Origin of the sequence: Exiguobacterium sp. s95, from assembly GCF_018618655.1 — a bacterium.
GTDB lineage: Bacteria > Bacillota > Bacilli > Exiguobacteriales > Exiguobacteriaceae > Exiguobacterium_A > Exiguobacterium_A oxidotolerans.
The window spans coordinates 159885-180194 of the sequence record NZ_JACSMM010000001.1 but is presented as its reverse complement, the minus strand read 5'-3'; the positions used below and the strand labels follow the sequence as shown (position 1 = coordinate 180194).

The following is a 20310-nucleotide window of genomic DNA, read 5'->3' as shown; positions in this document are numbered from 1 at the left end:
ACCCTAAGTGTATAAAACTGTTTGTTCCCGTTTCAAGTTCCAACTAATCCATTATTCAAAAAAAGTAGTCCCGCCAATGCATTATCGACGGGACTACGAACTCTGCTTTTTATAATAAGGGCGAAATCAACCGCGAGAATGATTCGAACAGACGGAAACGAAGCGATCGCTTGACATAATCATTGGACGACAACTGAATCGAAACTTCGAAGTCATCGATGAAGTCCCGCTCAAGCTTCGATGCACTTTCCGTATCATAGAGAAACGCCATGATTTCGTAGTTGAGGACGAAACTGCGAATATCCATGTTCGCCGTCCCGACGACGCCGATCTTGCCATCAATCAACACAATTTTCGCATGGATGAAGTGACGGTTATACGTATAAATTTTCACTCCGTCTTTGAGCAATGGTCCGAAATAAGAGCGTGTCCCGTAATACGACGTGAAGCTGTCCCCTCGTCCCGGCGTCAAAATCCGGACGTCGAGCCCGGCCCGTGCCGCAAGCCGCAGCAATGTCATCGTTTCATTGTCCGGAATCAAATAGGGCGTCGCAATCCAAATCGAGCGCTGGGCAGAGATGATTGCTGCAATCAGGGCATTACGGATCGCCGGATCTTTTGACGTCGGTCCACTCGTGACGACTTGTACCGCCCCGTCCGTCTCAGCGTCATGTTTCGGGAAGTAGCGTGCTAATCCGTCCTCGCCACCGAACGTCTCCCATGTATCCGTCCCTTCAAGATGCGCATAAATCCAGTCATCCAAAAACGTCGCCTGCAACTCCTTGACGGCACGCCCTTCGAGTCGAAGGTGCGTATCGCGCCAAAATCCAAATTTCTTGTTTTTACCATCGTATTCATCGCCGACGTTCAATCCACCGGTAAAGCCGACTTTGCCGTCGATGACGACGATTTTCCGGTGATTCCGGAAGTTTGCCGTGAAGATGAACAAGGGACTCGAAATCGGATCATACGCGGCGATTTTTGCTCCGGCGTCACGGAGCGGACGTAAAAACCCTTCCCCGAGCATATAACTGCCGAGCCCGTCGTACATGAAGCGGACTTCGACCCCGGCTTCTAGCCGTTCAATCAATGCTTCACGGATCGCCTTCCCCGTCTCATCGTTGCGGTAGATGTAATACTGGATGTGGACGTGATGCTTCGCACTCCGGATCGCCTCAAGAATCGCCGGGAACGTCTCCGTTCCGTTCGTCAAAATTTTACTTGCCGTATGGACATCGACCCCACCGCCACCGAAGTTTCGAATTGTGTTGGCGAGCTTCAGGTGATTTGCCGGCAATTCACTGACGGCAAGCGAACGGACCGGCCGGGTCGCTTGTTTGAGTAACATCCGCTCATCATGCGACCGGCGGTTCCGGCGACGGCGACGCGGGTTCCGACCGAACATCATCCAGATGATGACCCCGAGAATCGGTAAAAAGATTAAGACTAGAAACCAGGCAATCGTCGATTCTGCCGTCCGATTTTCGATGAAGATGATCATGATGACGGCGAGCGGCACGACGACCGCGGAAATCGTTAATACAAAATAGAGGTAATCCAATTGATACAATGTCCAAATGATACCTCCAGCGACTAAAAACACGAGCGCGAACTGTAAAACCCGATTGCGCACTTTACTTCCCCCTCTATGAAACATACTCTCTTATCGTTATTTCCCTGTCTCCTTTAAAAATATAGCAAAAAAAGAAACCACAGATGTGATTTCTTCAAAAGTTGACCTGAATTTAAAAAACTTCATCGTACATCGCGCGACCCGGAAGCGGATCGGCGAGCGAGGCCCAATCAGTTTCATCCCGCTGAACGAGGCAGGCATCGAATTGTGCTTCAAGCCGTTTTCGATCCAAACCAATCCCGATCAGGACGAGTTCCGTCCGGCGATCCGCTTGCGTCTCGAACCGTCCGGCGTATTCCATATTCGACGCATATCCTGCCTGATGAAACAAGAGTGCCACTTCCGGTCGTGTCGCGAGGAACAAAAATCCTTTCGCGCGGACGATTGTTTCCGGCCACGTCTCAATCAACGCAAGCAGGCGCTCCGGATGAAACGGTACCTCCCGCCGATAAACAAAGGATTGAATCCCGTATTCTTCCGTCTCCGGGACATGTTCCTCGGCATTGAGCTCACGGATCCAACCGGCACTTCCTGCCGCCTGCTCAAAATCAAATAAATCGACGTCAAGAATTGCTGCCGGGTCGACTTGTCCGTAGGTCGTCTCGATCAGTTTCGCCACCGGGTTCAGTGCTTTCAAATAACGGATGACTTCGATACGTTCTTCCGCCGTCAGTCGGTCCACCTTGTTCAAGAGAAGGATATCCGCAAACTCGACCTGGTCGACGAGCAAGTCAACGACTTCCCGGACGTCCTGTTCATCAACTGCCTGTTGCCGTTCAATTAGTGATTCGCCGGACTCAAAATCTTTCAGGAAACTGTACCCGTCGATGACCGTCACCATCGCATTGATTTTCGTCGCGTCCGTCAAATCGATTCGGCTGTCTTCATCGACGTACGTAAACGTTTGGGCAACCGGAATCGGTTCCGAGATCCCGCTTGATTCGATGACGATGCCATTCAGATCACCTTGGTCGACGAGGCGACGGACTTCAACTAATAGATCATCACGAAGCGTACAACAGATGCAACCGTTCGATAACGTCACGAACGACTCCTCCGTCCGTGAAAAGCCGGCCTTTTCAATCAATGCCGCATCGATATTGACTTCACTCATATCGTTGACGATGATGGCGAGCTTCCGCCCTGCCCGATTATGTAATAAGTGATTCAAGACTGTTGTTTTTCCTGCACCAAGATAACCGGACAGGACCGTGATCGGAATGCGTGACATGTAAATCGTCTCCTTTATAAATCGTAATGATTACGTTTTAAATAGTAACGATTCCGATTTAGACTGTCAAGTCCCGAAAAATAAAAAAAGTCAGGACAACGACCGTCCGTTCATTCAAAAAACGTCGTCCGGATCAACTGGACGATTCTTTCGGCAGCCTCTTTTGAAAAACCGGCAATCGTGTAATGGTTCGTATTCGCAATCAGATGGAATCTCGCATCCGGCAAACTATCGGCAAACCGTTCATGAGCTGCATTGATCCGTTTCGTCAAATCTTTGTTCAGCCATTTTTCAGGCATCCCGCCCGCCCAATCAGAAGCTGACAATACAAGAACCGGTGGCGTCACGTGCGGGACGAGCTGCAAAATCTGCTGATTGTTGTGTGCGACGGTGTCCCACTCGTCAAGCGTGCCCCGCCAGTGATGCGTCCGGCTCAACTGTCGCCACAGCGGGACACGGTCCGCTTTCGGAAGGCTTTTGAACATCCGCGCCCCAAGATTGTCCGGAATCAACCAGGCGAGAGGACGGATATGACTGAGGACATACAAAAAACGGTTCCACTTTTCCTGCATCCGCTCATACCAGTCCGGCAGTTCAACATCAACTTCCGGATGTGACGGATCGAGCAAGACGATGCCAACCGTCTCGTCCGGACGACGGCGCCCGAGTTCGAGCGAGATATAGGCACCGAGCGAATGACCGATGAACAGAAACGGTCCGTCGATTGTGAGTACATCCAGGACGCGTCCGAGTTCAGCCGCCTGCTGACTAAAAAATCGTTTCGTTTTGCCGCGCGAGGACTTGCCGTACCCGAGCCGTGAATATTCAAAGACGCGTCCGAGCTGCAATAACTCGCCGCGCAACCAGCCCCACTGGTGGTGGTTCGACATCATCCCGTGATCAAGGATGAATGTGACTTCGCCCGTTCCCGTCAAGCGGGTGTCAAACCGTCCGTCAACCGTCTCAACAATCCGTTCCACTTTAATCCCCCCTTATTCAAATAACGCCAGCTCGATATCGTACCCGAGCAGATTTAAGTAATCAAACAATTGTGACCGGTGATGATACAAGTGGACGGCTGCTTCCACCAACCAACCGGACGAACTGTCTCTGACGCCCCAGTAGGTCGGTTCCGTCGCAAAATCACCCGCCAGCCGGTCTTGATAATACTGCCATGACTGGTCCAAGCGGTCGACAAGCTGACCGGTCAGCACCGGGATCGCATAAAACTGCGCCATCTCCTCTGCCGTCGCGCCGGTCGCAATCCGCAAATCCGCTTCGAGCAACACGGCAAGATGGGCGGCGACTTCATATACGGACCGCTTCCCCGCAATCGGTCGCTTCTGCCAATCGTCCTGTCGAATCCGTTCCATCAATCGGCTTGTCGTCCGGACACCAACGGCGACGTGCCGTTGTAACGCCTGTTGCCACTCATCCACGGGACCACCACGTGAGCGCCCGGTGTTCCATTTCCTTGACGAACGCATCCTTACCGGCGATATAGGCACTGATGTCGACCGGATGCTGCTTCGCCAGTTGTTCCTTGATGTCGCTGTAAGCTGTCGCTTCTTGCGGATGCTGCCGTAAGTAATCGCGAAAGACGACATGACGCCTGATTTCCGGACTGCCGTCCGCATAGAGATGGATGTGATGCGTCCGCGCATCGCCGCCCTTGCGGTAGTAACGCCGTCCCGGCATGCCGAACTCGCCCATGACTTCGTAACCGAGTGCTTCCATCGCCGTGTCGAACGACTCAATCTCACCCAGCGTATCGACGACCGGTAAGATGTCGATGATCGGTTTTGCCGACAGTCCCGCGACCGATGTACTGCCGATATGATGGATGCCACGCAACCGTTGCCCGAAAATCGCCCGCAGTTGTGCCGCTTCCGTTTCAAACATTTCTGCCCATACCTCTTGATACGGTGTAACGATGACTTGTCTCATACCAATCCTCTCCTTTGTTATTTAGTATGCCAGTTCTTTAAACAAAAACAAAACGACCTCAAGCGTGCGAGGTCGTTTTCGTTCGGTTATTTTTTCGTGATGAAGTAACGGGATTGATCGAGACGATCCGATGCCGTATAGACATTCATCTTGTACGAACCTGTCGCAAGACCCGTCCGCATTTTCAAGACGTAGTTGCCGTGGTTGTCGGCGACGTCTTGAGCAATCAATTGATAGCCGCTGCTCGTTTTTTCGAACAGACGGACGATTTGACGTTTTTCGACTTTGCCCGTCAACGTCTTTTTACCTGTCCATTTTTTGACCGGGTAGGTGTTTTTAATCGTGAATGATGCTTTTTTCGTGACTTTGTGCGAGATATCCGTCGATTTGACCGTGTATGTCCCTGTCGTCAAACCGTTTTTGACTGGAATCTTAAAGCCGCTCGCTGTCGTTTTTGCTTTGGCAATTTTTGTCGACCCTTTGTACAGCGTGACATCAAGTCCTGCTGTCGCTTTACCCGTCAAGACCGTCGAACCGTAGACGGCTGATTTTTTATCGATCGCCGGTGTCGCGACGAAGCCTGTTCCGACCGTGACGGTTGCTGATTTCTTCATGAATCCGAGTTCCGAGACGACCGTCAGTTTGTCACGGAGCTTGACCGGACGAACCGTTACCGCATACTTTCCTGTTTCGTCAGCAGTCGCCGTTCCGAGAACCGTCGTTCCGAGTTTGACCGTAATCTTCGCTCCGGCAACAGCTGTTCCTGTGACGACTTTCGCTCCCGGTTTGACGGTTGCGACGTTAACATTGAAGTTTTTCATCGGCACGTTCATTTCGAACTTCAGGAACGTTCCCGTTTCACCGGCACGTGTCACGCCTGTATTCGTGATTCCTTCGTAACGTTTCGTATATGCTGCTGCCGCTTCCGCTGAATCGAAGTTGACCGTCATCGGTTTACTGGCAACAAGCGACCAGTTCGCATCGGCCTTATAGTCGACCGGCTGCTTGGCTTGGATGAAGTCTGAGATGACGTTCCGTGTTTCGTACGCTGACTTGTAGACGATGTTTTTTCCGCCACCAAGACCCGGGAACGACGCACTGCCTGCACGGTAGTTGTTTGTCGCGACGAGGAATTCCTGCTCATCCGTGATTTCCTTGCCTTCGTACTTGATGTCTTGGACACGACTCGCATCCGCGTTGACGACGACGCCGTTGTAGTCATACTTCGCCGGTTTCGTAATGTCGATTTCATACGTCAATCCGTCGAGGATATCGAAGTTGTAGCTGCGGAAATCCTTGTTCAATAAATCGGTTTGTTCACCTGATACTTCATTGAATTGACCGGCCGACATCTCGAGCCAGTTTTTGACGTCTTTGCCCGTCACCTTGACGACTTCAAGCGTGTTCGGATAGACATATAGATCAGCGACGTTTTTCAGTGCGATCGGGCCTTTTTTAATCAACGTGTAGTCTGCCGCATTGACTTGATTCCGTCCGCCTGTTTTGAATGGTGCACCGGCAGATAAGAGTGGCAAATCTTTATATTTCGCGAGTTCCGCATTGTCTTTTAACTGTTTTTCGACGTACCATTTTTGAGCGTTCGTGACGAACTGGACGGAATCATCATCCTGGACGAGTGCAAAGAAACTTTGGATATCGTCGTTGATCGTTCCGACTTCCTGACGGATATAGTCGAGTGTTCCTTGATGCGACTTCTCGATCAGCTTGACCGCACCGGCATCAGCGACCGTCTCTTTCGTGACGTCAGCGAGTTTCGCAGATGACGTATCGATCGTCCACTTGCCGTCGACTTGTTTTAATTGCAGATCGATGACACCGACATTTTTCCCTTGTGTGTTCGCCATGACGACCGGTTTTCCGTTAATCAGCCCTTTTTCGGCATCGACGTTCGGTAACTTATTGAATGCCGAGTCAGCTGCCGGGAACTTTCCGTGCTGGTGACCGGTCATCAAGACATCGATGTCGGCCAGTTTCGATAACGCATACCCGACGTTCTCATCGCCGTCTTTTTGGTCGATCGTATCCCCGATTCCGGAGTGAGCCAACGCAACGACGACGTCTGCACCAGCGTCTTTTAGTTTTTTCGCCGTCGCTTTAGCGACCGGGATGATGGCTTCCGCCGTCACTTTACCGGTTAAGTTCCCCGCGTCCCACGCCATGATTTGTGGTGTAACGACACCGAAGACGCCGACTTTGATTGTTTTCGGTTGATTGTTTTGATCCATCACTTGCCGTTCAATGATTTGATAATCTTTTCCGTCTTCATTGTATTCCGCGACGATTGGTTGTTTCGTCACGGCGTCGAGGACGTTCGAGTTGACGAACTTGATCGAACCGCTTGAAGCACTCATCGCTGACTTCAGAAAATCGAGTCCGAAGTTAAACTCATGGTTGCCGAGCGTGACGGCGTCGTATCCGAGGTATTCCATTAACTCATACATCGGGTGTTTGCCTTTGTTGCCTTGATCGTACTGATTTTTGACATAATCCCCGAACGGTGTGCCTTGCAGTGTGTCCCCGTTATCGAACAGGAAGCTGTTCGCTTCGCCGACGACATTTTGTTGCTGTTTGATGACTGTCGCTGCTTTGACGAGACCGATCGACTCATCTTGCGCATCTTTAAAGTAATCATAATTCATCGAGTTTGTATGTAAATCTGTTGTTTCTAGAAAACGTAGTTTGACGACACTGTCATCTGCTGCGAGTGTTTTGACTTGGATGACGGGTGCTAACATCGGTGCGATCAACGTGGTAGCGATAATAATTTTTGTAGCCTGTTTCATCTGGTTTCCCCCTAAGATATAAATGACTGCTCAATTAATTTAACACGCTTTGATTGTAGCTTATAGCCTCTTTGAATAGGTCGGACATCCGTCTTATTTAACCTTCTTAACTAATTCCACAAATTGGCTTTACATTAACCTTGAACCTTTACAAATTTACTTGTAAAAAAGAAAACCGCTCCCCGAACTTACGGGAAACGGTTTTCACCCTTCATCTATCACCATGATGCTGTCGTTTGATTGCGTAACCGATGAAACCGGCAATCAGTGCCAGTACCGTCGCATAGAGAATCGTCGTCACCGTCGCCGTCTCTTGACTGAACCGGACGAGAGCCTCGTCTTGCCATAAAAGTGCAAACGATGTCCCCGTCAGCGAACAGATGAACCAGCTAATCAAACTGGTCGCAACAGCGAAAACGACGGGATCGTATATTTTCTTAAAGGCCCGGATGCTGACAAGGAGATAGACGACGAACGGGACAATCAGAAACAGCCAAAACGGGAACGGCTTATCCTGTTCGACTTGATCAGCGGCCGCCGTTTGCCCGGCCGACCGAGCGTCCACCGCAAGGACGACATTTCGTGCCGTTCCGTAATCGACTGCGTCAAGCGTCAAACGCGTATTCGATAAATCGGGACGTTCTCCCCCGATGACAGTCAACAGTTGATTCGTGACGCGCTCGGCGTCGATTCGGTTGACGACGTCCTCCATCGATCGTTTCAACCGCGTCACGTCGGTTTCCCCGTTCAAAAACGTCACCGGGACATTTAATCTTGCACCAAGGACATTTGCCTTGTAGGTCACTTGACTGCCGTGCATCAAATCATACCAGCCGTCACTGCCTGCGTTTAAACTCGAAACAGTCAACCACGTCCGGGTCGAGGCGTCCCCCTCATATTTCGCTTCATCCGTCACCGTAAAGAACAGTTGTGCACTACTTGCGACCATCAGGATAATGATCGCAGCACGGGAGGCGGCTGACATACCGGACAGTTGTCGTGGATAAAACGCGAGATAAAACAGACCTGTCAAAAAGAGTAAAATGAAGATTCCGTTCCAGACGGTCGCTTGATCAATTGTCAGCACATCAATCCCGAGTGCTGTGTTGAACGTAAATGCAAACAAGACGAAACTCGCCGCTAAAAAGCTGATTGTTCGAATCGTCCAGGTCACACGCGTTGCGCCGATCCGTAAAACTAAGAATAAGATTAGGAATAGACCGATTCCGAAAATCGATAAGAAGGGACTGCCATATTCGGCGCGGAAGGATAGCGGTTCCAAGACTTGATTGAGATCGATTCCGAAAATCGACAAGATGTTCCCCGTATCATTTGCGCCAATCAGTTGATTCGTCAATCCCTCTTTGACGGCTTCCGGCAACGTGACAGCCATTCCGCTGATGAAAAACAGGAGGAACACGAGGGTCAATTCCAATGTCGTCCACGAGACGTCCGTGTCCTGCATCAGTTCGACGAACGCCTGATAATCGGCAGACTTCTCGATTTGTTGGACGAGAACGGTCATGACACCGAACAGGACGAGAAAACCAATACAAGCGAGTCCTATACCAAACAAGATATTGCGTAACATATGCGAGCGTTCCTTTCGCTGTTGCCTCCGCTCCATAAAAGCGCCTCCCCTTGACTAGATTGTTTGTATAGTTATTCCTGTTCCAGGTGATTTGAAAACGAATCTTCTGCAGTAAATACAAAAAGTAGCCCGTTCATGACGAACGGGCTACTTCCCAGACGCCGAACTCCGATTGGCAGGAACGCTTACTTTACGATTTTTTTCACGTCCGACTGCCCACCTGATCTAAACCAAAATGTTCCCGAAGCGTAGTCCCTTGATAGGCTTCTCTAAACAACCCTCTTTTTTGCAGTTCAGGAACGATCAGGTCTACAAAATCCTCTAAGCTTGACGGGAGTGACGGCGGCATCAGATTAAATCCGTCTGCGATACCCATTTCAAACCACAGCTCCATCTGATCGACGATTTCTTCCGGTGTACCTATCAGTGTCAGGTGTCCCCCACCAGCTGCCAGATAACCTAACAGTTCTCTTAGTGTAGGCTTTGTATCATCGATGATTTCAAGAATCGTTTTATAGCGTCCGACGGGTCCTGAAAACGCTTCGACAGGCGGTAAGGACGGCACCTCTTTGTCAAGATCCCAATCAGAACAGTCCTGTTTCAAAAAGAAACTCAGTTGCTTCAAGGCATTCGCGACCGGTAATTTTTCATCTAGTTCGGCTTTCTTCGCCAGCGCCTCTTCCCGGGTTCGACCGACGTATGTAACCAATCCAGGAAAGATTTTAATCTGCCGCTCCGGTGACTCACTTTCTTTGATTTGTTTCTGTAGACTTTCCCGGAATGCTTTCGCTTGCTTTACATTCCACGACACCGAATAGACGGCATCCGCGTGCTTTGATGCAAGTGCAATCCCTTGGGCAGATGCACCCGCCTGCATTGCCACCGGCTTCCCTTGAGGACTACGCGGTGTAGACGAAGGACCTTTTACGTTGAAGTAGGTCCCGCTATGATGGATCGGTTGAATCTTTTCAGGATCAATTAACCGGTTGTCCGTCCGGCTCGAAAGGAAATCAGCTCGATCCCAGGATAAAAATAATTTTTCCATTACAGATGCAAATTCATCCGCCTTTTGATACCGTTCGTCCCTTGCAGGGAGCGCATCCATACTATGGTTTAACGCTTCCCAGTCCGTCATCGACGTAACCAGGTTCCAGCCGACACGCCCGTTCGTCACGTGATCAAGGCTTAACAGTTGTCTCGCCGCTGTATACGGATTTGAAAACGTACTCGATATCGTTGAAACTAACCCGATATGGCGGGTTACTTGAGAAATAGCGGTTAAATTGATTACAGGATCGAGCCAAAAGGCCGGTAGTTCAGTTGCGTTTGCAGCAGGAAAAGATTGATTGTCAGCAAAAAATACAGCATCCAGGCAACCCGCTTCCGCTAGTTGAGCCAATCGCTGATAATAACCGCTCTCCCCGATTTCTTCAATCGCAGAATCCGGCATTAACCATGCCGCTTGATGATGGCCACAGCCGTACAATAAAACACCGATGTTTAACTGCTTCGTTTTCGTCATCTTTAGGTCCCTGACTCCTTTCTCCTGAGCGCTGACATCAGTTCATCGTCAATCCGCCATCTACGGTTAGATTTTGACCGGTAATGCCAGAGGCTGCTTCTGACGCTAAAAAGGCGACCAATTGCGCAACCTCTTCCGGCGTCGTCACTCTTTTTAACGGAGTTGATTGGGCAATTAAATCGAATACTTCAGCGGTCGTCACAGCACTGGCATCCGTCACTTTCAACAAGCCGCCGGAGACGACATTCACGTTTATGCCGTACTGTCCTAGCTCTGATGCAAGATTACGCGTAAAGCCGATCAACCCTGCTTTTGCCGTCGTATATTCGTGATAGGGAACTACCGGGTTTTGATACAGATTCGTGCCGATGCTGATGATGGTGCCGTTATTTCGTTCAATGAATTGCGGCAGAACACTTTGCACGACGTGGAACGCTGCTTTCAACGTGCCATCCAACTGTTTTTGATAATCTTCCCATTCCAAATCGATGAATGATTTTTGAGCGCGCGGATCGAACTTAAAATCGACTAATGCATTATTGATTACGACATCGATTTGTCCGTAATGAGCTGTCGCTAACTGCATCAATGTCTCGACGTCTTGTCGCTTCGTGACATCCGCATACAGGGCAATGGCATGTTCTGCACCGAGCTCATTTACGAGTTCCTCTGCCGCATCCTCGCTCTTATAATAATTAATCACAACTTTAAACCCGTTGTTCACCAATACTCTTGCAATCGTCGCGCCAAGTCCCCGACTGCTTCCCGTCACTAACACTGTTCTGTTCACTGTCTTCCACTCCTTCATCGTCTTTTGCAACTTAAATAGCGAAGTCGTAAACAAAAAAAGCGCAACTCTCCAAAAGGAAAGTTGCGCACGTCTAAATAATCACATAACAAAAAACCGACAGACTGGTCTTCGCTTGTTTATTAGAGTCTACACTTCCCTACGCTAGTACGAACTAGTTCAGGTTCAAAGGGTTTGAGTATCTACTCATCTCAGTTTAGTAACACCCCTAGTGATTCTATTCAAGTTACCTTCACTTTAGCGGTCTTAGAAATATCTGTCAATAATGACAGGACAGTTTTGTCGGTGTCTCTTTTGATTACGAACGAAAGCCTTGCCTCCGTCGACCGGAAGCAAGGCTCTTTTGATTGCCATGATTTATTTCTCTGTTATACGCCTTCGTAGGCAAGTTCCATGATGTTCCGAAGTTCCGTCACGAGCGGCATTTTCGGATTCGCTGTCGTACATTGATCCTCGAATGCATCGACTGCCATCTTATCGAGTTTTGCTTCAAAGTCGGCTTTTTTGATGCCTTGGGCTTTGAACGACATTTTGATGTTCAACTGTTGTCCGAGTTCTGTGATCGCTTGGATTAATGATTCGACACCTTGTTCCGTCGTCGCTGCCGGTAGTCCGAGATAACGGGCGATTTCTGCGTACCGTTCATCAGCGATGAATGATTCATATTTCGGGAACGAAGCAAGTTTCGTCGGTTTCGCTGCATTGTAGCGGATGACGTGTGGCATCAGAATTGCATTCGTCCGACCGTGTGGCGTGTGGAACTCCCCACCGATTTTGTGTGCGATCGAATGGTTAATCCCGAGGAAGGCATTGGCAAACGCCATTCCGGCCATCGTTGACGCATTGTGAACTTTTTCGCGTGCTTCGGCATCGTCACCATTCGCATAAGCGCGTGGCAAGTAGTCGAAGATCATCTTGATCGCTTTTAGCGCCAGTCCGTCCGTATAGTCGTTCGCGAGGACGGAGACGAAGGCTTCTGTCGCATGTGTCAAGACGTCCATTCCGGTGTCAGCCGTGATTGATGCCGGGACCGTCATGACGAATTCCGGATCGATGATTGCGACGTCTGGTGTTAATGCATAGTCAGCAATCGGATACTTGACGTTTTTCTCTTTGTCCGTGATGACGGTAAACGGTGTGACTTCAGATCCTGTTCCGGACGTCGTCGGAATCGCGACGAACTTCGCTTTGTTACCGAGCGCCGGGAATTTATAGGCCCGTTTCCGGATATCGAGGAACTTTTGACGTAAGTTCGAGAACGTTTCGTTCGGTTGCTCGTAGAAGAGCCACATGCCTTTCGCTGCATCCATCGCTGATCCGCCACCGAGGGCGATGATCAAGTCCGGTTTGAAGTCGCGCATCGCTTGCGCTCCTGTCTGAACCGTTGCAACCGATGGATCCGGTTCGACTTGGTCGAAGATCCGGTAGCTGACGCCTGCCGGTAAGTTGCGGATGACTTTATCCGCGTAGCCGAACTCGACCATCGCTTGATCGGTGACGATCAACGCACGTGAGACATCTTGAATCGATTTCAAGTATTGGACTGAATTTTTTTCAAAGAAAATCTTTTCCGGTACTTTGAACCACTGCATGTTCACGCGTCGTCTCGCCACCTTCTTGACATTGAGTAGATGTTTCGCCGTTACGTTTTCAGAGACGGAGTTTTTCCCGTAAGAGCCGCAACCGAGTGTCAGTGATGGTGTCAATTCGTTATACAGATCACCAATCCCACCGTGTGCTGACGGGCTGTTGACGAGAATCCGGCAGGCTTTCATCCGCATTCCGAATGTCGTCATCAAGTCGTCATTCGTCGTGTGGATGACTGCCGTATGACCGAGGCCACCGATTTCAAGCATCCGTTCAGCGACATGGAACGCATCTTCCGTTGACTGGACGCTATACGCACCAAGGACAGGGCTTAGTTTTTCGTGTGAGAGTGGTTCTTCTGAGCCGACTTTTTCAAGTTCTGCGACGAGCATGACGGTGTTGCTCGGGACGTCGATGCCGGCTTTTGCTGCGATCCATGTTGCCGGTTTCCCGACGATGTCAGCATTGACGGCACATGTATCGGTTTTGATGACGAGCGCTTCGAGACGTTTTTTCTCATCTGCTGTACAGAAGTAGCAACCGAGTGCTTCCATCTCCGCCCGGACTTCCGCGTAGATTTCCTGATCGATGATGACCGCTTGCTCCGATGCACAAATCATGCCGTTATCAAACGTTTTGGAGAGGACAAGGTCACTGACGGCACGTTTGATTTTCGCTGTTTTTTCGATGTAACACGGGACGTTCCCTGGTCCGACACCGAGTGCCGGTTTTCCTGTTGAATAGGCTGATTTGACCATGCCGGCTCCGCCGGTCGCAAGGACCATCGCGATATCCGTGTGGTTCATCAAGACTTTTGTTGCTTCGAGTGACGGTTGTTCGACCCACTGGATACAGTCACGCGGTGCGCCCGCTTTGACGGCAGCATCACGTAATGTTTTCGCTGCTTCGAGTGAGCAGTTTTGCGCTGACGGGTGGAAGGCGAAGATGATCGGGTTTCGTGTTTTAATCGCGATCAACGCTTTGAACATCGTCGTTGATGTCGGATTCGTCACAGGTGTGACGCCACAGACGACACCGACCGGTTCTGCGATATATGTTAGTCCGTTTTGAACATCTTCTTCTAAGATGCCGACCGTTTTTTCTTCACGGAGACTGTTATAGATATATTCTGTCGCAAACATATTTTTAATCATTTTATCTTCAAAGACACCACGTCCTGTTTCTTCTACGGCGAGTCGTGCCAGTTCAACGTGACGTTCGAGACCGGCAAGCGCCATGTCACGGACGATCGTATCGATTTTCTCTTGATCAAATGTTAATAATTCTTGTAATGCGGTTTGACCTTTTGCGACGATTTTATTGATTGTTTGTTCGACAGGTGATACGTCTTGTTTGATTTTTTCTTTGACAGCCATGTTTGGTTTCCTCCCTATTTTGGAACGAATCTGAGTCTGCATTTCCTTACTAGATGTTAGGAATGCCAAGCTGATATTCAATAGTTTGTGCTTTCCTTCACAAATCAATCATACCGCCTTTTTGATGATTTGTGCATGACCATCCTGTGAACTATTTCACATCATTGAAAACGTTCTCATTCTCAAAAGGTGTTGTCGGACAAGGCATCCTTTTTGAATCCCTCGCCTGTGACTTTTCTCACAGGACCTGTTTTCTTTGCTTGTCTGACGGACGAAACATCGTGTAATCTATTAAAAGATACATATTTATTTGTTTTGAAGGAGGAAGTTTCATGACAATCGTCAACCAAATGCTTGCGTTCAACGAACAATTCGTCGAAGAAAAACAATACGAACAATTCATCTCGGATAAATTCCCCGATAAAAAGGTCGTGATCTTAACGTGTATGGATGCCCGCTTGACGGAACTCCTCCCGCACGCGCTCGGTCTAAAAAACGGCGATGCGAAGATCATTAAAAATGCAGGGGCCGTTCTGTCACACCCATTCGGTTCCGTCATGCGCTCGATCCTCGTCGCCTTGTACGCACTCGGTGCAGAAGAAGTCATCGTCATCGGTCACCACGACTGCGGCATGAGTACGATCGATCCGGCAAACATGATTGCCGAGATGGAAGGACGTGGCATCAATCCGCAAGTCTTGCAGACACTCGAAGCCTCCGGCGTTGACTTGAAGCAATGGTTACGCGGATTCACGTCAGTCGAAGAAAACGTCGGCCATTCCGTCGGTCTGATTAAAAACCATCCATTGTTACCACCGGGCACGAACGTCCATGGACTCGTCATCGACCCCGGGACAGGGAAACTCGACCGCGTCGATTGCTAAACTTGTCCTTATATAGTAGAAAGAAGGTACGACCGACACCGGTCGTGCCTTTTTATGTTTTTTTCTTGACAGCAAAAAGAACGGTCTGTATGATACTTTAGTATAGTACAGTGATACCAAAAGAAAGCGTGGTTTTATAGTTATGTTCAATGCTGTTGTTTTAGCCGTTATCCTTTTATTTGTCTTAGCCATCTTCCGTGTCCACATCGTCCTCGCGATGGTCATCAGCGCTCTCGCCGGTGGTTTACTCGGCGGTCTTGGTTTAACGAAAACGATCGAAAGTTTCTCAGGCGGTCTTGGAGCCGGCGCAGAAATTGCCCTCAGTTATGCCTTGCTTGGTGCGTTCGCCGTCGCCCTGTCGAAAACAGGTTTGCCGGACGCCCTCGCACATAGCTTGATTGCTCGCTCAAAAGGAAGTGCCGATGCGACGTCGGTCAAGAAGTTAAAAGGGTTCATCATGTTCGCGATTTTATTACTCGCAATCAGTTCACAAAACGTCTTGCCGATTCACATCGCCTTCATTCCGATCATCATCCCGCCGTTACTCGGTCTGTTTAATGATTTGAAAATTGACCGGCGCCGGATGGCCATCATCATGACGTTTGGTCTCGTCACACCGTATATGTTTTTACCAATCGGTTTCGGTGATATCTATCTCAATCAGATTCTGTTACCGAACTTACAAGAAAACGGGATGGACACCGCTGGCGCATCAGTCATCAAAGCGATGGCGATTCCGGCGCTCGGGATGTTGTTCGGATTGTTACTCGGTTTATACAATTACCGGAAACCGCGTGAATATGAGATGCGGAACATCGCACCGGACGATTACGAGATTCCTGTCGTCACGAAATCCAAATTATTACTGAGTTCAATTGTCGTCATCGCGACGCTCGTCGTCCAATTGACGACGGAATCGATGATCATCGCCGCGACGACCGGCCTCCTGCTCTTCCTCGTGTTACGACTCGTCCGCTTCAGCGAAGCAGACGATGTCATCACACGCGGTATGCGGATGATGTCGTTCATCGGATTCGTCATGATTTCAGCGAATGGCTTCTCAAACGTTTTACGTGAGACAGGTGATATCGAACCACTCGTTGAAAACTCAAAATCGTTAATGGGGGATTCGCAGCTCGTCGCTGCCTTCGTCATGTTATCGATCGGACTTCTCGTCACGGTCGGAATCGGTTCAAGTTTCTCGACGATTCCGGTCATCGCCGCCATTTTCGTCCCGCTTTGCATCCAGTATGGATTCAGTCTCGAGGCGACGATTGCCATCATCGGTACAGCCGGTGCACTCGGTGACGCCGGTAGTCCGGCAAGTGATTCGACACTCGGACCGACGAGCGGATTGAATGCTGACGGACAACACGATCACATGCGTGAAACGGTCATTCCGACATTTTTACACTACAACTTACCATTACTGATTTTCGGTACAATCGCTGCCGTCATTCTTTAATGAAGAAATCATCTCGTTTTAACGACGGGATGATTTTTTTCTTTCCATTTTGCGTGGACTTCTCTAAAATGAAGGGATGAAGTGCAATTAAAGGAGTGTGGAACGTGTTATCTAGCGTCGTCAATACCGTCTTACTATATTTAGCCGACTTAGGTTATTTCGGAATCGCGCTTGGCTTGATGATTGAAATCATCCCGAGTGAGATCGTCTTATCCTATGGTGGGTTCATGATTTCTCAAGGGACGATCGGCTGGCCACTCGCTATCGTCGCCGCCGTCATCGGTGGATTGTTCTCGCAATTGTTTTTGTACTGGTTCGCCCGCTACGGCGGTCGTCCCCTCATCTTGAAGTACGGAAAATATGTATTGATTACGGAACACCATCTTGATCTCGCGGAACGTTGGTTCGTCAAATACGGACAAGGTGTCATCTTCGGGGCACGGTTCATCCCCGTCGTCCGCCATGCGATTTCCATTCCGGCAGGTCTCGCCAAAATGGATCAAACAAAGTTCTCAATCTACACGATTCTCGCAATCATCCCGTGGTCGATTTTATTTCTCTATCTCGGTGAGACACTCGGAACGAACTGGCGCTCGATTAAAGGCGTCGCCGCTCCCTATACGAACGGCATCTTAATCGCAGCGGTCGTCATGATCGTCTTGTACGTCGCCCTCAAGAAACGCCAACGTACGACGTAATCCGTTTACAGCCTGTCCTACTGCGACAGGCTTTTTTTAAAAGGAGTGATTTCTATTGGAGACATCAAAAACCGTAACCATGCATCTGGATCGTGTCACTGCCTCACATATCCGTGGAACGCATATCGCGACGGGACTGACGATTGCCGGTCATATTCTACTCGTCGAACAAATCTACGATGAAAAACGGCACCGTCCTTTCTTGCATGTCCATCGGATTCATGACCAGTGGCGCAATACGATCATCATCGCCCAGGAAGACGTTGAATTCAGTTATGTCGAATCGTTTTCCGACGGACGGATCCTGCTCGTCGCCTCGCGTTGTGATGACGATGTCGACGGATCATGGTTACCAAATGCTTTTATTTACGATCAAGTCGGCCATCTGATTAACAGTTATTGTCTAGACGACGGAATTCAAAATGTCCAAGTCGATGAGCGTGACCACATTTGGGTCAGTTATTTCGATGAAGGCGTCTTTGCTGACGCCGCGACCAATTCAGTTGGGTCGTTCGGCCTCGTCGCTTTTAACGACCAGGGGAAAGTCGTCTTTAAAAATCGCGACTATCCCATCGATGACTGTTATGCAATGAACGTCTCGTCTGCGAATGATGTCTGGTTCTTTTATTACTCCGACTACCGGATCGTTCAACTGCAAGGAGGAACGAGTCAGGCGTTCCACGCACCGAAACGGCCGTTCACAGATTTTGCTATTTATAAGGACTATCTCGTCTCGACGGATAATACGCAGACCCACGTCTTACAGCAACAAGGAAAACGGTATGTCGAGCAAGGACGTATGTCCTTCATGTCGGAGCAGGATGAACGCTTGTCCGGAACCATCAAGATGCGAAAGAATCAAATTGTGTTGACGACAGATACACGTCTTTATACAGGAAAATTAAATGATTTAAGTTTCAGAACAGTATAAAACACCTCGAATTCGAACAGTTTTTTTTGTTCGAATTCGAGGTGTTTTTCATTATTTTTTGAGTGCTCCCCGCGCGTTGAGTGCCGCAAACACAACCATCGCAAGACTGAGAACAGCCGCGACAAGCACCCCTTGCGTATAGACACTCCAGTCAATCGTCTCACGTAGCAAAACGGCCCGCATCCCTTCCATGATGTAGGTCGTCGGGTTGACCGTCGCAGCAATCTTTAACCATTCCGCCTCAATCAATTCTTTCGGGACGAATGTCGTCGATAGGAAAATCAACGGGAAGAACAACAATGTTCCGGCTTGCGCCGCCTGTGCATTGCGTGTTTTCAAGGCGACTCCGACCGAATAGCCGGCAAAGGCGAGTCCGAAGCCGAGCGCAAGGATGATCGTCAAGAAAAATCCGGCGGCTCCGGCTGGAATCGATAATCCGAGTAAAAAGCCCATGCTGAAGATTAACAACGTCTGGACGAACAACTGTAACATCCCGGCAAGCATCGGTCCAAGGACGATGGCTGTCCGCGAAACCGGCGTCAACAGCAAACGTGCGAAGTAACCGCTCTCGATATCTTTGACGAGCGCCTGCCCGGCACCCCCTGCCCCGCCGACTGCACCAGAGACGATTGAGACCGGCAAGATGAAGTTCAAGTAATCAACGCCGCCGAACTGGGGCAGACTCGAGATGCCGGATAATCCGCTCGTATAGACGAGCAGGAAAAAGACGCTGATGATTAAATTCGGGATGAATGAGAACGGATTCCGTAACGTCACGAGTAAACTGCGTTTTGTCAAAATCAAGGTTTCCCGCCACATGTCACTTGTCCTCCTTATACGCTTGACCGGTCAACTGAATGAAAACATCATCGAGTGACGGCTGTTTGACGGCAAGCGATCGTGCTGTCAGCTGATGGTCATCCAAATAGCGGACGACTTGTTTGAGCGTCTCTGTTCCATCCGACGGCAGGAGAACGGTCTCTTTTTCAATCCGTCCCGAAAATGCCGCTCGAAACGCTTCACTGGCGGATTCGTCTTCAAGGACAACTTCAATTCGTTCAGCTCCGTTCATCGCTTTCAGTTCTGCCGCTGTTCCTTCGGCGATCAACTTACCGTCATTGATGATCGCGATCCGGTCCGCCAGCTGATCCGCTTCTTCCAAGTATTGTGTCGTCAAGAAAATCGTCGTCCCGTATTCTTCATTCAAGCGCCGGACTTCCGTCCAAATCTGTAACCGGCTTGCCGGATCAAGACCCGTCGTCGGTTCATCGAGAAACAGGACGGTCGGTTGGTGAACGAGCGTCAGTGCCAAGTCGAGCCGCCGCTTCATCCCGCCGGAATACGTACCGGACCGGCGTTTGCCATCTGCTGCTAAACCAACAAGCTCCAATAATTCATGGGCTCGTTCGACTGCTTTCTCTTCGGAAAAACCAAACAATTTACCTTGCAGTACGAGCAACTCCTGCCCCGTCAAATCATTATCGATACCAGTTTCCTGCAGAGCGACGCCGATCTGGAGCCGGACGTTTTTTTGATCGCGTTCGATGTCGTATTGATTAATCGTCGCGTGACCGGACGAGACGGCAATCAACGTCGTCAGCATTTGAACCGTCGTCGACTTGCCGGCACCGTTCGGTCCAAGAAAAGCAAAAATCTCTCCTTTTTTTACGTGAAACGATATCTGGTCGACTACTTTTTTCCCGTTGTACTCCTTCGTCAACTGCTCTACTTCAATCACGGTCATCCGTCCTTTCTGCACTAAGACCATCTTTACGTTGCTTCATTACCTTTACCCCCTTTTCCTTGTTTGCACAACAACGGGCAAACCCCAAA

Annotated in this window: 16 protein-coding genes and 1 riboswitch; of the genes, 4 read left to right on the top strand and 12 right to left on the bottom strand. The window is 49.6% G+C overall.

Annotation, left to right across the window (positions count from 1 at the left end):
- Positions 1-109: 109 nt before the first annotated feature.
- From KNP99_RS00905 to adhE, 10 genes are all read right to left on the bottom strand, one after another.
- Positions 110-1633 carry a cardiolipin synthase gene (locus KNP99_RS00905; RefSeq protein ID WP_088836874.1) on the bottom strand — a complete coding sequence of 508 codons (1524 nt, stop codon included), beginning with the start codon at positions 1631-1633 and terminating at the stop codon, positions 110-112.
- 112 nt (positions 1634-1745) lie between these two features.
- Positions 1746-2864, bottom strand: a complete 1119-nt coding sequence (locus KNP99_RS00900; RefSeq protein WP_215192990.1) for a GTP-binding protein — start codon at positions 2862-2864, stop codon at positions 1746-1748.
- A gap of 110 nt (positions 2865-2974) precedes the next feature.
- Positions 2975-3844 carry an alpha/beta fold hydrolase gene (locus KNP99_RS00895; protein WP_215192989.1) on the bottom strand — a complete coding sequence of 290 codons (870 nt, stop codon included), beginning with the start codon at positions 3842-3844 and terminating at the stop codon, positions 2975-2977.
- 12 nt (positions 3845-3856) lie between these two features.
- Entirely contained in the window at positions 3857-4303 is a 447-nt protein-coding gene (locus KNP99_RS00890) for a DinB family protein (protein WP_214769587.1), read from the bottom strand.
- Positions 4296-4811, bottom strand: a complete 516-nt coding sequence (locus KNP99_RS00885) for a GrpB family protein (RefSeq protein ID WP_214769590.1) — start codon at positions 4809-4811, stop codon at positions 4296-4298. The genes KNP99_RS00890 and KNP99_RS00885 overlap by 8 nt, the downstream gene beginning before the upstream one ends.
- 86 nt (positions 4812-4897) lie before the next feature.
- Entirely contained in the window at positions 4898-7615 is a 2718-nt protein-coding gene (locus KNP99_RS00880) for a bifunctional 2',3'-cyclic-nucleotide 2'-phosphodiesterase/3'-nucleotidase (protein ID WP_215192988.1), read from the bottom strand.
- A gap of 211 nt (positions 7616-7826) precedes the next feature.
- On the bottom strand, positions 7827-9242 hold the full coding sequence (locus KNP99_RS00875; protein WP_214765602.1) for a hypothetical protein: 1416 nt from the start codon (positions 9240-9242) through the stop codon (positions 7827-7829).
- A gap of 166 nt (positions 9243-9408) precedes the next feature.
- Entirely contained in the window at positions 9409-10728 is a 1320-nt protein-coding gene (locus KNP99_RS00870; protein WP_215192987.1) for an LLM class flavin-dependent oxidoreductase, read from the bottom strand.
- A gap of 37 nt (positions 10729-10765) precedes the next feature.
- Entirely contained in the window at positions 10766-11518 is a 753-nt protein-coding gene (locus tag KNP99_RS00865) for a 3-oxoacyl-ACP reductase (protein WP_215192986.1), read from the bottom strand.
- Between the two features lie 137 nt (positions 11519-11655).
- Positions 11656-11756: riboswitch (TPP riboswitch) on the bottom strand.
- Positions 11757-11904: 148 nt separating this feature from the next.
- On the bottom strand, positions 11905-14499 hold the full coding sequence (gene adhE / locus KNP99_RS00860) for a bifunctional acetaldehyde-CoA/alcohol dehydrogenase (protein ID WP_215192985.1): 2595 nt from the start codon (positions 14497-14499) through the stop codon (positions 11905-11907).
- A 332-nt stretch (positions 14500-14831) separates the two neighbouring features.
- Here adhE and KNP99_RS00855 point away from each other — a divergent pair, with 332 nt between their 5' ends.
- The 4 genes from KNP99_RS00855 (at position 14832) to KNP99_RS00840 (ending at position 18477) form a co-directional block, all read left to right on the top strand.
- The gene (locus tag KNP99_RS00855; RefSeq protein WP_159172645.1) at positions 14832-15383 is read left to right on the top strand and encodes a beta-class carbonic anhydrase; all 552 of its coding nucleotides are present in this window, start codon (positions 14832-14834) and stop codon (positions 15381-15383) included.
- A gap of 142 nt (positions 15384-15525) precedes the next feature.
- Positions 15526-16848 carry a Na+/H+ antiporter family protein gene (locus tag KNP99_RS00850; protein ID WP_029333456.1) on the top strand — a complete coding sequence of 441 codons (1323 nt, stop codon included), beginning with the start codon at positions 15526-15528 and terminating at the stop codon, positions 16846-16848.
- A 104-nt stretch (positions 16849-16952) separates the two neighbouring features.
- A complete protein-coding gene (uptA, locus tag KNP99_RS00845; RefSeq protein ID WP_214804871.1) occupies positions 16953-17546 on the top strand; it encodes an undecaprenyl phosphate transporter UptA in 594 nt (197 codons plus the stop codon).
- 55 nt (positions 17547-17601) lie between these two features.
- Positions 17602-18477: a hypothetical protein gene (locus KNP99_RS00840; RefSeq protein ID WP_214845495.1), complete on the top strand. Its 876-nt coding sequence runs from the start codon at positions 17602-17604 to the stop codon at positions 18475-18477.
- A gap of 51 nt (positions 18478-18528) precedes the next feature.
- On the opposite strand, the gene KNP99_RS00835 is transcribed toward KNP99_RS00840, so the two are convergent.
- Both KNP99_RS00835 and KNP99_RS00830 read right to left on the bottom strand, forming a co-directional pair.
- Positions 18529-19296 (bottom strand): ABC transporter permease, encoded by a 768-nt coding sequence (locus KNP99_RS00835; RefSeq protein WP_214769606.1) that lies wholly within the window; start codon positions 19294-19296, stop codon positions 18529-18531.
- Between the two features lies 1 nt (position 19297).
- On the bottom strand, positions 19298-20221 hold the full coding sequence (locus KNP99_RS00830; protein WP_251133043.1) for an ATP-binding cassette domain-containing protein: 924 nt from the start codon (positions 20219-20221) through the stop codon (positions 19298-19300).
- Positions 20222-20310: the final 89 nt, after the last annotated feature.

Coding starts and splice junctions, on each gene's coding strand:
- KNP99_RS00875 (WP_214765602.1), bottom strand. CDS start 9,242: ATGGAGCGGAGGCAACAGCGAAAGGAACGCTCGCATATGTTACGCAAT.
- KNP99_RS00880 (WP_215192988.1), bottom strand. CDS start 7,615: ATGAAACAGGCTACAAAAATTATTATCGCTACCACGTTGATCGCACCG.
- KNP99_RS00835 (WP_214769606.1), bottom strand. CDS start 19,296: ATGTGGCGGGAAACCTTGATTTTGACAAAACGCAGTTTACTCGTGACG.
- KNP99_RS00900 (WP_215192990.1), bottom strand. CDS start 2,864: ATGTCACGCATTCCGATCACGGTCCTGTCCGGTTATCTTGGTGCAGGA.
- KNP99_RS00850 (WP_029333456.1), top strand. CDS start 15,526: ATGTTCAATGCTGTTGTTTTAGCCGTTATCCTTTTATTTGTCTTAGCC.
- KNP99_RS00870 (WP_215192987.1), bottom strand. CDS start 10,728: ATGACGAAAACGAAGCAGTTAAACATCGGTGTTTTATTGTACGGCTGT.
- adhE (WP_215192985.1), bottom strand. CDS start 14,499: ATGGCTGTCAAAGAAAAAATCAAACAAGACGTATCACCTGTCGAACAA.
- KNP99_RS00830 (WP_251133043.1), bottom strand. CDS start 20,221: ATGACCGTGATTGAAGTAGAGCAGTTGACGAAGGAGTACAACGGGAAA.
- KNP99_RS00885 (WP_214769590.1), bottom strand. CDS start 4,811: ATGAGACAAGTCATCGTTACACCGTATCAAGAGGTATGGGCAGAAATG.
- KNP99_RS00855 (WP_159172645.1), top strand. CDS start 14,832: ATGACAATCGTCAACCAAATGCTTGCGTTCAACGAACAATTCGTCGAA.